Below are 12,209 nucleotides of genomic sequence, written 5' to 3' on the forward strand. Positions count from 1 at the left end.
GCTAGCTGACGGCGCCGAACATGCGGCTGCGACCGCCGCCCCAGTCCTGGCGTTCGTTGTCCAGATGCTTCAGAGCCAGTTCTTCGTTCATCGGGCGGCCGAACAGGTAGCCCTGCATCACGGTGCCGCCCAGTCCAATCAGCGCCTCGAGCTGCTCTTCGGTCTCGATGCCCTCGAACACGCAGGAAATGCCGAGGTTGCGGCACAGGTCGATCGTCGTCTTGATGATAGCGCGACTGGTCGGATCATTGGAGACTTCCGCCACGAAGCTGCGGTCGACCTTGATGCGATCCAGCGGCAGCTTCTGCACATGGGTCAAGCTCGAATGTCCGGTGCCGAAATCGTCCAGCGCAATGCGCGAGCCCAAAGCCAGCAAGGCCAGCAGGGCTTGGTTGGCTTGGTCCATGTCCCGCATAACGGCAGTTTCGGTAATTTCGAAGTCGATCCGGCATGGCTTGCCCGCCTGGGCCACCAACGCAGCAATCGCTTCGATGGCTGTTGCCGAGCCCAGGTCATGCGCCGACAGATTGACCGACAATCGCAGCGGCTTGGGCAGCCTCCCCGACACCGCCAGCGCCTTACGGAGCACCGTCTGGGTGATCTTGGAGATCGTCCCCGTACGCTCGGCCAGCGGAATGAATTCCGCCGGCGACACCTCGCCCAGCACCGGACTACGCCAGCGCGCCAGCACCTCGTAGCCGGTCGTGCCGTTGCTGGCGATATCGAATTGCGGCTGGAACAGGATGTAGAGTTCGGCGTCCAGGTTGGCCGTGTGCAGTGCATGCTCCATTCGCCGCACGCGGTTCAACTCGTCGGCGTGACGATCCGAAAACACCACGGCCCGGCCGCGTGTCTCGCGCTTGGCGACCCAGGTCACGTAGTCGGCGCGGTCGTAAAGCGTGTCCGCCGTATCGCCAGCCCGCGACAGTGCGAAGCCGGCCGATGCCGATAGATGCACCGTGCCAAGCTTGGTCTCGAACGATGGCCGCATGGCCGCCGTCAGCACATCGCCGCAGGCTTGTAGCGAGGCCTCGTCATTGGCGCCATCCAGCACCAGCGCAAACTGGTCCGAGCCAAGCCGGGCCACAAATGTCGACGGCCGCCGCAAAGCATTGATGCGGTGGCCGACTTCGATCAGCACCTGGTCGCCGGCGATCTGGCCAAAAATATCGTTGATCGACTTGAAGCTGTCGAGGTCCAGCCGTGCCACGGCGATCTGGCTGCCATCGGCCTGGGCCCTGGCCAGCGCCTCCCGCAGATGCTGCTCGAACCGTCTCCGGTTGGGCAGGTTGGTCAGGCTGTCGACATTGGCCAGCCGATAATTCTCGTCCGACAGGCGCTGCGTCTCTACCTGCTTGCGCACCATTTCGGACCGCGATGCGACCAGCGCGCTAAAATCGCGATAGTTGTTGAGCATGATGAAGATCAGTGCGGCGAGCACCAGCACCATGTTGATGGCGATGGCCATGAATGTCTGCTGGCCGGCCGTGGCAAACATCACCAGGAATGGACCCATCACGCAGATCGCCACGATCAACGCCGCACCCCGGGCATGCATCAGGCAGAACATGCAGCCAATGCTGGTAATGCCCATGTAGAAGGCGACATGCGACCGTTGATAGGCGTCGCCATACTGAAACAGGCTGAGCGACCATGTTGTGAACCCGATGGCCAGCACCGCTGCCACGACCAGCAGCACGGTGAGCGTTCTTCGGGCCTTCTCGAGGCTGAGGATCACATTGCGACCGCGCCACCAAAAGGTCAGGCGAGCCACGCTGATGACGGTGAGCAAGGCCGGCACATAGGCAGTAAGCATTGCGGGGGCGGTGTGCAGGTGGGTAGCCGCCAGGATAAACGTATTGGCCAGCAGCATCGCATAGAGCAGCGGAATTTGCCGGGACAGGGCACGCGCCTGGGCCAAGACCAGTTCCGGATCCTCCGGAACGGCAAAGAACCGCAACACTGACTTTACCGCCGACATGGCCACGAGCCCCCTCGTTCAAGACCCACGGTACAAGCACAAACCCTAACACATACGTAAACGCTCGCGCTATCGGACCTTCCCTGGCTGATTTCTGCATGTGCAACGATGCAAAACACCCGAAATTTTCACTTTCGGCCCCATTGGAAGCCGCGGCAAGACCGGGTAGAACCCTCCATGAAATCGATTGCGCTGGGAATATCCGGCGCGCCTAAACGCCCGCAATGCGCCGCGCGGCCCGAGGAGACCACGATGCCCATCCCAGCCACTTATTCCGCCCTCGATCTGGCGGGCACCTTCGCCTTGTCCTCGCCGTCAGTGAGCGACATCAGCCTGCCGATCACCCTGCCGGGCGATGTGCATACCGCGCTGTTGGCCGCCGACCGCATCCCCGATCCCTATTACGGCGAGAACGAAAAGACCGTGATGTGGGTCAACGAGACCGCCTGGTCGGTCGAGCGTAGCTTCAACGCCAGCGCCGCCGATATCGACGGCTACCTGACGCTGACCCTGGCCGAGGTCGACTGCATCGCCACCATCCTGCTCAACGGCGAAGTCATCGCCCAGACGCAAAACAGCTTCATCCGCAACGACTTCGATGTGTCAGGCAAGGTCCGCCAGGGCGACAATACCCTGCGCATCGAGTTCGCCATCGCCCCCGACGTCGCCAAGGCCCGCGCCGACGCGCATCCGTTCCCGATCCCCTTCACCAAGAACTACCAGACCAATGGCCTGAAGGGCATCCACATGAACTTCATCCGCAAGGCGGCCTGCCACGCGGGTTGGGACTGGGGCATCTGCATCATGCCCATCGGCATCTATGGCACGATGAGCCTGCGCAAGTCGCGCCTCGCCCGCCAGGAGAGCGTGCAGGTCGATCAGGCCCATGGCCAGAACTCGGTCGAACTCTCGATAAAGACTCGGCTTTTCGCCTTCGCTCACGGTGAGGTGGAACTTGAACACACCATCGATGGCCAGGTGATCACGGACAAGGTCTCGGTGCAGAAGGGCGAGAACGTCTTCACGCACAATGTCACCGTCCACAATCCGAACCTGTGGTGGCCGGCGGGGCAGGGCGAGCAGCCACTCTACGAGCTCGTCACCAATCTTGAAGGCGAAAAGACCACCCGCCAGATCGGCCTTCGCAAGCTCGAATGGATCGTCGAGGCCGACGAGATCGACCACAGCTTCAAGTGCCGCATCAATGGCCGCGACATTTCTATGCTCGGTGCTAACTGGATCCCGGCCGACGCCATCCCCTCGCGCATCACGCCTGCGGTCATTCGCGACCTGCTCGACAGCGCCAAGGCCGCCAACATGAACATGCTGCGCATCTGGGGCGGCGGGCAGTACGAGCCCGACTACTTCTACGAACTCTGCGACGAGCTCGGCATCCTGATCTGGCACGACTTCATGTTCGCCTGCATGAGCTACCCGTCCGACCGGCCATTCCTCGACAACGTCCGGACAGAGATCACCCAGCAGGTCCGCCGCCTCAGCCACCACGCCTCCGTCGCCCTCTGGTGCGGCGACAACGAAGTCATCGGTTCGCTGCACTGGTATCCCGAAACCAAGGCCGCCCCCGAGCGCTACGTCGCCAATTACGACCGTCTGAATTCCATGCTCGGCAACATCGTCGAGGATGAAGACCCAGCCCGTCGCTTCTGGCCGTCCTCGCCATCCATGGGCTACCTCGACTTCTCCGACGGCTGGCACGCCGATACCCGTGGCGACACCCATTATTGGGACGTCTGGCATTCGGCCAAGCCGTTCGAGGCCTACCGCACGGTCAATCCGCGCTTCGCCTCCGAATTCGGTTTCCAGTCCTTCACCTCGATGAACGTCATCGAGACCTTTGCCGAGGAAAAGGACCGCAACCCGTCATCGCCGGTCATGGAAAACCACCAGCGCAATGCCGGCGGCAATGCGCGCATCCTCGAAACCATGACGCGCTACTTCCGCTTCCCGCGCGATTTCGACCAGATGGTGTTCCTCAGCCAGATCCAGCAGGGTCTCGCCATCAAGACCGCCATCGAATACTGGCGCTCCACCAAGCCGCGCTGTATGGGCACGCTGTTCTGGCAGATCAACGACATCTGGCCGGTGGCAAGCTGGTCGAGCCTCGATTACGGCGGGCAGTGGAAGCTGCTGCAATACATGGCCAAGCGCTTCTTCCTGCCGGTCAACGTCGTGGCCGTGCCGCATCACGACGAAGTCGCCACCAATTCGCGCGGCACGCCGGTCGAGAACGCGCCGCCGACATCTATCCTGTTCCGCGGCATAAACGATACCGGTCGCCCGGTCAGCATCGCGCTCGAAGTGCGCGCCGTGAAGATCGCGGGTGGTGATCGCGTGGTCTTCTCCGGCAATACAGCCATCAGCCCGGATGGGGCGATCACCGTCACCTCCATCCCCTTCGACAGCCTTGCTGCCGACGAGTTCCTGTTCTTCTCCTGGCGCGACGCCAAGGGCAACCTCCTCGGCGAAAACGACTACTTCCCCAAGCCCTACAAGGCCTACGAACTGGTCCAGCCTAAGGTCCGCGCCGCCTGGTCCGAAGTCGATGGCCAACTGGTGCTGACCCTTACCAGCGACCAACCGGCTCTCTTCGTCACCGCCACGGTCGATATTCCCGGCTACTTCTCCGACAACGCCGTCACGCTCCTGCCGGGCCGCCAGACCGACCTAACCTTCACCCCCCGACACGGCGCCACGCCGTCTGCGGCAGAACTGGTACAGTCGCTCAAGGTGCGGAACCTCAGCGAGACGTTCTAAACAGCTCTGAGGAACAAGTTTTGCCGCCCTTGTCATTGACAGGGGCGGCAGCATCTTTCATCGCTAGACCAGACAGCGCGCCACCCTCTGCCGCCCTTCGGAACCATCATGTCCGCTCAGATTGCGCCCGTCGAAGAGCGCCACAATTCCGGTATCGGCATACTGCTCTTGTCGCAGTTGATCCTGCTGTTCCTGGACACCTCCGCCAAGTGGATGTCCAATCAGGGCATCCCCACGGGCGAGATCGTCTTCATCCGCTATGCGGTCCACGTTGCGCTGATCCTGGTCTTCGTCTGGCCATTGCGGCGCGGCGGGCTGTTCCGCACCGCCAACTGGAAGCTGGAAGTGCTGCGCGGCGTGTGTCTGCTGCTGACCACCGGTGGCAACTTCCTCGCCATGCGCTACCTGCCGCTCACCGTCACCGGCGCACTCATTTTCACCAGCCCTCTGATGGTCTGCGCGCTGTCCGGTCCATTGCTCGGGGAAACGATTGGCTGGCGGCGCTGGCTGGCGATCATCGCCGGCTTCATCGGCATCCTGATCATTGTACGCCCGGGCACCGAGGCGTTCCAGCCAGCGTCTCTGCTGGCCCTGGTCGCAGCCTTCTTCGTGGCCCTGTTCTCGATCATCACCCGCAAGCTGGCCGGCGTCGATACCGCCCTGACCCAGCAGTTCTATGCCGGCGCGGTCGCCCTGCTGCTCATAACGCCCTTTGCCTTCACCGGCTGGGTTTGGCCGTCAGACGGCATCACCTGGCTGGCCTTCTTCGGCGCCGGTACCGTGGGCATGATCGGCCATATCCTGATTTCGGTGGCACACCGCTTCGCGCCGCCGTCCACACTGGCGCCGTTCAACTACCTGACGCTGCTCTACCTCGCCATCGTCAGTTGGCTGATCTTCAACCAACCACCCGACCAGTGGTTCTACCTGGGCGCCAGCATCATCATCGCCAGCGGTCTCTACATCTGGCTGCGCGAACGCTCGCTCAATAAGCGGGCGACGTCGGTGGACGACGCCATCGTCGACTAGGCCTCAGTCATTTCCTTGATCGGCGCTTTCTTCTCTGCATCGCCCTGCGTGATCAGCCGGGCGCTGCGCTGGCCGCTGAGATAGATCCACAACCAGCTCAGTGCCACGGCGAGCCGGTTCTTGGTGTCGATCAGGAAGTAGATATGGGCGATTCCCCAGACCCACCAGGCCATCCAGCCCTTGAGCTGGAACCGTCCGAAATCGATCACCGCCGCCCGCTTGCCGATGGTCGCCAGGTCGCCGGCATGCTTGTAGCGGAACGGGATCTGTTGCCCGAACCGCCCCAGCCGCGCCTTGATTACCCGCGCCGCATGCTTGCCGCCCTGCTTGGCGCCGTCGCCGACACCGGGCACGGGCTTGCCATCAGGCATGGTGATTGTTGCCGTGTCGCCGACCACGAAAATCTCCGGATGCCCAGGCACGGTAAGGTCCGCCTCGACCTTCACCCGCCCGGCCCGATCCGGCTCCACGCCCAGCCACTTTGCCGCCGGCGACGCCTGCACCCCTGCCGCCCAGATGATGGTCGCGACATCTAGCCGCTTGCCACCATAGACCACGCCACCGGCATCGATCTCGGTCACCGCCGCGCCCAGTTCCACCTCGACGCCAAGGTCGCGCAAGGCCTTGAGCGTGTAGTCCGATAGTTCCTGCTTGAAATTGGCCAGCACCCGCTTGCCGCCCTCGATCAGCACCACCCGCGCCTCGTCCGGCGAGATGCTGCGGAACTCGCCTTTGAGCGTCACCCGCGCCAGCTCGACAATGGCGCCCGCCATCTCGACCCCTGTGGGTCCCGCGCCGATCAGCACGAACGTCAGCAGCGCCTTGCGTTTAGCTGGGTCCGTTTCCCGCTCCGCTGCCTCGAAGGCCAGCAGCAGTTTGCGCCGGATGGTGGTCGCATCCTCGAGCGTCTTCAACCCCGGTGCGAACTGCTCCCATTCGTCATGCCCGAAATAAGCATGTCGGGCGCCGGTCGCCAGGATCAGGCTGTCATAGGGAACGCGGCTGCCATCTTCCAGCACCACCGCCTTTCCGGCTACATCGACGCCGGTGACCGTTGCCAGCAGCGTCGTCGCCTCACTGCGCTTGCGCAGGATATGGCGGATCGGCCAGGCGATTTCCGAGGTGCTGAGCGATGCCGTCGCCACCTGGTAGAGCAGGGGCTGGAACAGGTGGTGATTGCGCCGGTCGATCAGGGTGATGTCGACATCGGCCCTTTCAAGTGCCTGCGCCGCAGCCAGTCCGCCGAAGCCGCCGCCGACGATAACAACGCGATGCCTCTTGCCGGCCATGCTGCCCTCCTTTGGCTGCCCACTATGTGGTGCCTAAGGGCTTGTATGGCAAACTAGATCGTGGCTCGCCACCGCTCAGCGTAGTCGTCGAAGCCGGCATGCTCCAGCGGGGCGATCACCGTCCCCGAACTGCTTCCCGCCGGTCCACCAAACAGCATGCTCGCGCCAAGGCTGGTTCCCGTCGCATCGCCTGAAGCGCTGACTTTCGCGCCCGTTAGCCGCCCCAGGGCAGCGGCAAAAAGCGTGTTCCGCGCCAAGGGTCCCTCAATGATGATTTCGCGGCCCAATCCGCAGAGGCCCAGGCAGGCCTCGGTCACCAGCGCCAGATAAAGCGAAACTGCCGCCGTCCGCTGGCCCGCGCTCAGGGTCTCCGGCTCTACCGTCCAGCGCCCGACCGATTGTGGAAACGGCCCGACGCCCGGCACGAAACTGGGCAGAGCCTGAATGCCGCCAGCGATCACCGCTTCGATATCGTCCGCGTCCGGCGCCACCGCGCCCGGCGCCAACATGTCGAACTCCCGCCCGCCCATGAACCGCGCCGTCGGCACGGGCCGCCCGAATGCATCGACATTGGCCAGGCTATCCCGCAAGGGATCCAGCCGCCCGGTATCGCCACCGACCGTCATCGCAATGGCCCAGGTGCCCGTCGACAGGATCGTGAATGGCGCCTCGTGCTGTCCCAGATGCGGCAACAGCGACGCATTCGAATCGTGGATGCCACACGTCACCGGCGTACCGGCCCGCAGCCCGGTTATCGCCGCGACATCCGCCGTGATCGGTCCCAGCACCGATGCCGCCGGCCGCACCGCCGGAAACAGATCAGCCCAGCCCTCATTCACCACCAGACTCGAAAACGCTGAAGCGTCCGGCGCCCACAGATCGGTGTGGCACCCCAGCGACGTCACTTCGTTCGCCATCACGCCCGTCAGCCGCCACGCCCAATATTGCGGGTACATCAGGATGTCAGTTACCTCGGCAAATCGGTCAGCATAAACCCGGCTCTGCCAAAAAATCTGCGCCCCCAGATTGAGCCCGACCGGCAGTCGCGGCGACAGGCTCTCGGCAAAATCGGGCCGCGCCGCGCCATAGGCCTCGCCGGTCTCCTCCGGCCCGCTATGCTCATAGTCCAATACCGGCAGCGCCAGGCGATTGCCCGCCATGAGCGCCGCTGTCGCCCCATGCGTCGTGATCGACACCCCATCGACGCCATGCTCGGCATGCAGCGCCTTGAGGCTCTCCACGATGAAGCCCCATAGCCGCTCCACATCCATATGCGGATAGAGTCCGTCACGGCGCACCGTGTTTGGCGTGCTGCGCGCCGCCAGCTGGCTCCGCGTCTCCGCGTCGATCAGCACCACCTTGGCATTGGTCTTGCCGATATCGATGACAGCGATGAGGCGGGGCAGGGGCATGGACGAGCTCGTGGAACGTTATCCAGCCGCAATACTGGATTTCAAATCCAAGCGCCATCGCTAACATGTTAGCGTCCGGTGCAATCCGGCTCTGCCGCCAGCGACCGGCCAAAATCCGCATTCTGCGCTATGTGCCCGCCAATGACCTCTATCGCCCGCGCCCGACGCTTCAGCGTAGCCCCGATGATCGACTGGACGGATAATTTAAGGGATCAAAGTAGTTGCATGGCGACGTGCACGCGTCGTGCATACAATGGTTCACCCTCCAATTTCGGAATACCTCTGTTCACCGAAGAGCGTTCGGCCGAGGTGGTCAATGCCCGCATGGGCGCAGATCGAGGACACCCGCGCCGCGATCGCCTGGCAAACGTCGCTACCGCGCCGCCGCCCGGGGCTCTGTCCCCGATGTCACGCAGGTGCGCAAAGCAGGTGAAGTGGATTTGCGAACCGGGGACGAAATCTACCTGACACCCTTCGTTTGCGAAGCTGCGCCTCGACAACCAGGGGATCTCGTCTTCCTTGATCAATTGGGCGAGACTCTCTGCGATCACGTCCGAGATGATATCCACCGGCGGTAATTGCAGTTACTTTTCTGCCCATGCCTCCAGTCCCGGGTTGCATGTAGCAAAGCTGGCCCGGCAAGTCTGGTGCGCTCCGAGCGTCCCAAGCGACGAATTTGCTCCCGAGCCAGGGCAGCTTCAACCAATATAGATACAATTCTCGGTCTCGAAGGCGAACAGGGAAGCTCGACTGTCGCATCGAAGCCAGCAAGCCAACGTCGTGGAAGGTCCGGCTCGAAAACCATGGCCGTCGCGATTCCCACCATGGACACTCCGGCATGCGATCCACCGCCTTCCAAGGCTAGCTCCGCTGTCGATCTATCCAAAATCCCCCCGGTGACCATGATCGGCATCTTCGCTGTACGACTGATCTCGCGGGCAAAGTCGATGTAGTATGCCTCACGCCGAAGGGTGCTATCGGCCTTGTTCACGTTCATTCCGGTGGGGCTTTCATAGCTTCCGCCGGAAATCTCAATCAGGTCGACATCAAGGCTATTGAGGAACCCCACCACCGCTGACGCATCTTCTACTTGAAATCCGCCCTTCTGAAAGTCAGTGGAATTGAGCTTCACCCCCAAAGAGAATTTAGGGGATACCAGCAGCCGTATCGCCTTGATAATCTCGATAAGAAATGTCGCTCGTTTCTCCAAAGAGCCGCCCCAACGATCGTTTCGAAGATTGGTTAGTGGCGACAGGAACTGGCTGATCAAATAGCCATGCGCCGCATGCAGCTCAACCCCGTCAAAGCCGGCCTGTTCAGCCATGGACGCCGAGCGTGCAAACGATTGAACGATTCGTTCTATTTCTTGAGCGCTCAGTTCCTTTGGTGTGCTGAAAAAGAGTGGAGAAAGTCGGCCTAACTTGAGTGCTACTGGCGAGGGGGCGACTGTTGGCTGCCCGAGGTTCGAATAGACTTGCCTGCCGGGATGGCTGAGCTGCAACCAAACTTGGCCACCACTGGGACGTGCGGTAGCGGCCCAGGCTCGGAACGGCTCAAGGGGTTGGAGGGCATCAAGAACGATATCGGCGGAACCCGTCATGGCCGTGCCGTCGATCATCACATTTCCTGTGATGATCAGACCGGCTCCAGCTGCGGACCAGCGCGAATAGAGCCTGAGCATTCTGTCGCCGGGCTGATGATCATCGTCGGCAAGATTCTCTTGGGTCGCGGCCTTGGCAATCCTGTTTGGAAGCACCGTGCCATTGGGCAGCGTGAGCGAATGGAGAAGGGCAGATTGATGAGACATGGGATTTGCGCAGCCAGTTGAAGTAACAGCGCAATCACACTAAACCTTCAACCATGATTGAAGGTCAAGGCAGATGATGCGGATAGGCGAGTTGGCGCGTAGGAGCGGGATTAGGAAATCCAGAATCCGGTTCTATGAGAAACATGGGCTCGTGCAGTCCGCATCTCGCGGCGAAAACGGCTACCGAGAATATGCGCCGTCTGATCTGGAAAGGCTGACAACAATCCTCGACGCGCAAGAACTGGGCTTCACACTGGCAGAGATACGTGAGCTCACGGCACAGCTCTCCAGGGGTGCGGCGCTCCCCGGCGTCGTTGTCCCGGCGCTGGAGGGGAAGATTGCCGATCTCGATGCCCGCATTTCTGCCCTGACGAAAGTGCGGCAACGAATGGCGACACTGCTGGAGGAGGAGCGGAAATGCATCCCTGCCGAAAGCGATGTGAGTGGTTAGACATGATGAACAAGATACCTGAGACATCCGCGAACGAAAACGGGATGCTTTGAACGGCGCCAGGGGCTCCGGGCGTCAGTCGTGAGGCCGTTCCATAGTCCTTTGCCGAAAATCGGTCTCCCCGGACTGTGCCATTCTTGCCGACACCTCGTGCTGGGGCACGAGCATCGCGGATGCGGCGGTAGAAGGCGGCGCCAGACACATCGTCTACAGTTCATCCAATGGAGTGCGTGCCGCGCCCGACGGGTACGACGGCAAGGCCAGAATCGAGGCCCATATACGAGGTCTACCCGTGGTGACCACCATTGTCCGTCCTGCCTTGATGCCAGTCTTTCAAGGCCATAGGTCCGCAAATTTAGGCGGACACCCGATCTATGCGGTCACTTTGGCCCGCGCAGCGGTACGGGTCCCGTGGATTGGCGGACAAGAACGCTCGGTAGTTCCCTCTTCTGCAAGCTTCGCTTCTCAGGATTCCCGTTCAACTGCATCACCAACAGTTCGGCCAAGGGTCGGCAGGCGCCTGTAAGCGGAGAACTGGTGACGGTCAGAGGTGGGGACATCTCGGACGAGTGGTAATGTGGTACGTGGTCATCGTGGGCGATGACGGAAATATCTTGCGGCACCCGGAGCCCCTTCTCCCTGATCGCGCTGAGGGCGCCCGCTGCAATCTGGACAGAACCGCAGACGAACGCAGTGGGGCAACGGAGCCGATCCGACTCCAAAGCACGCATGACAGCCGAATATCCATGCTGTTCGGTCAACTCACCATGCAAGATGGGGGCTTCTGACGACTGGATTCCCAGTTCTGACAGAGTGTCCAAGAATCCAGTTCGACGGTCTACGGCATAAGAGTGGTGTTCAGGTCCATTGATCAATGCAATGCGGCGGTGGCCAAGCCCGCAGAGCATCGTGACTGCTGCCGAGGAAACGTAGTGGTTGTCGATGTCGTAGTAAGCATATTCATCAAGAGGGCTCACGCGACCGTGGACGACAAACGCCAAGTTATGTTCCCGGGCGAGAGCTATTCGGGGATCGTCCAGACGAGGCGAATTGAAGATGAACCCGTCGATCACGCCCTTGGATATGAGGCGGTGATAGGGCGTCAATTCATCGTCGCCAGCGGCAGCCACGTGCAACATCAAGTCGAGATCATGGGCCGCCAGGGCCGTCGATAGACCCGCTACCACGCCGAAGAAACTGGTGTCTTCCGCCAAACTCTCGGCATGAGGCACCACCAATGCGATAATTCCCGAGCGACCACTGACGAGCTTGCGAGCAAGTTGGTTCGGCCGGTACCCCAGGCGCTCGGCTTGTTCCGTCACTCTGATGCGGGTGTTTTCGTTAACCTCTGGGAACCCGTTTAGCGCACGACTGACTGTGGCTGGTGACAAACCGAGCGCGCGCGCTATGTCTTTGAGCGTTGAGGGCATAAGGCGTCCACGTCGATTTGAAGGTCCGCAAGTTG

The 12,209-nt window shown here is 61.7% G+C and carries 8 protein-coding genes; 3 read left to right on the plus strand and 5 right to left on the minus strand.

From position 1 onward, the window contains the following. Position 1 precedes the first annotated feature (1 nt). On the minus strand, positions 2 to 1,981 hold the full coding sequence (locus tag IM737_RS19500; protein ID WP_236896939.1) for a putative bifunctional diguanylate cyclase/phosphodiesterase: 1,980 nt from the start codon (positions 1,979 to 1,981) through the stop codon (positions 2 to 4). A 252-nt stretch (positions 1,982 to 2,233) separates the two neighbouring features. Here IM737_RS19500 and IM737_RS19505 point away from each other — a divergent pair, with 252 nt between their 5' ends. Then, complete coding sequence (locus IM737_RS19505) at positions 2,234 to 4,756, plus strand: beta-mannosidase (protein ID WP_236896941.1); 2,523 nt, start codon at positions 2,234 to 2,236, stop codon at positions 4,754 to 4,756. A gap of 108 nt (positions 4,757 to 4,864) precedes the next feature. Then, entirely contained in the window at positions 4,865 to 5,785 is a 921-nt protein-coding gene (locus IM737_RS19510) for a DMT family transporter (RefSeq protein ID WP_236896943.1), read from the plus strand. Here the strand turns inward: IM737_RS19510 and IM737_RS19515 are convergent. The 3 genes from IM737_RS19515 to IM737_RS19525 form a co-directional block, all read right to left on the minus strand. Continuing rightward, positions 5,782 to 7,074: an NAD(P)/FAD-dependent oxidoreductase gene (locus IM737_RS19515; protein ID WP_236896945.1), complete on the minus strand. Its 1,293-nt coding sequence runs from the start codon at positions 7,072 to 7,074 to the stop codon at positions 5,782 to 5,784. The genes IM737_RS19510 and IM737_RS19515 overlap by 4 nt on opposite strands. Before the next feature lie 53 nt (positions 7,075 to 7,127). Then, positions 7,128 to 8,486 (minus strand): FGGY-family carbohydrate kinase, encoded by a 1,359-nt coding sequence (locus IM737_RS19520; protein WP_236896946.1) that lies wholly within the window; start codon positions 8,484 to 8,486, stop codon positions 7,128 to 7,130. Positions 8,487 to 9,033: 547 nt separating this feature from the next. Next, the gene (locus IM737_RS19525) at positions 9,034 to 10,293 is read right to left on the minus strand and encodes an NADH:flavin oxidoreductase/NADH oxidase family protein (protein WP_236896948.1); all 1,260 of its coding nucleotides are present in this window, start codon (positions 10,291 to 10,293) and stop codon (positions 9,034 to 9,036) included. A gap of 76 nt (positions 10,294 to 10,369) precedes the next feature. Here IM737_RS19525 and IM737_RS19530 point away from each other — a divergent pair, with 76 nt between their 5' ends. Then, on the plus strand, positions 10,370 to 10,744 hold the full coding sequence (locus IM737_RS19530; protein WP_236899972.1) for a MerR family transcriptional regulator: 375 nt from the start codon (positions 10,370 to 10,372) through the stop codon (positions 10,742 to 10,744). 380 nt (positions 10,745 to 11,124) lie between these two features. Here IM737_RS19530 and IM737_RS19540 read toward each other — a convergent pair whose 3' ends face one another. Continuing rightward, complete coding sequence (locus IM737_RS19540; RefSeq protein ID WP_236896950.1) at positions 11,125 to 12,174, minus strand: LacI family DNA-binding transcriptional regulator; 1,050 nt, start codon at positions 12,172 to 12,174, stop codon at positions 11,125 to 11,127. Positions 12,175 to 12,209: the final 35 nt, after the last annotated feature.

The sequence above is a fragment of the Devosia sp. SL43 genome (genome assembly GCF_021729885.1).
In the GTDB taxonomy this organism is placed as follows: domain Bacteria; phylum Pseudomonadota; class Alphaproteobacteria; order Rhizobiales; family Devosiaceae; genus Devosia.

Excerpts from the sequence above, each read along its gene's own strand:
- IM737_RS19500 (WP_236896939.1), bottom strand. The coding sequence starts at position 1,981 with ATGTCGGCGGTAAAGTCAGTGTTGCGGTTCTTTGCCGTTCCGGAGGAT.
- IM737_RS19505 (WP_236896941.1), top strand. The coding sequence starts at position 2,234 with ATGCCCATCCCAGCCACTTATTCCGCCCTCGATCTGGCGGGCACCTTC.
- IM737_RS19510 (WP_236896943.1), top strand. The coding sequence starts at position 4,865 with ATGTCCGCTCAGATTGCGCCCGTCGAAGAGCGCCACAATTCCGGTATC.
- IM737_RS19515 (WP_236896945.1), bottom strand. The coding sequence starts at position 7,074 with ATGGCCGGCAAGAGGCATCGCGTTGTTATCGTCGGCGGCGGCTTCGGC.
- IM737_RS19520 (WP_236896946.1), bottom strand. The coding sequence starts at position 8,486 with ATGCCCCTGCCCCGCCTCATCGCTGTCATCGATATCGGCAAGACCAAT.
- IM737_RS19525 (WP_236896948.1), bottom strand. The coding sequence starts at position 10,293 with ATGTCTCATCAATCTGCCCTTCTCCATTCGCTCACGCTGCCCAATGGC.
- IM737_RS19530 (WP_236899972.1), top strand. The coding sequence starts at position 10,370 with ATGCGGATAGGCGAGTTGGCGCGTAGGAGCGGGATTAGGAAATCCAGA.
- IM737_RS19540 (WP_236896950.1), bottom strand. The coding sequence starts at position 12,174 with ATGCCCTCAACGCTCAAAGACATAGCGCGCGCGCTCGGTTTGTCACCA.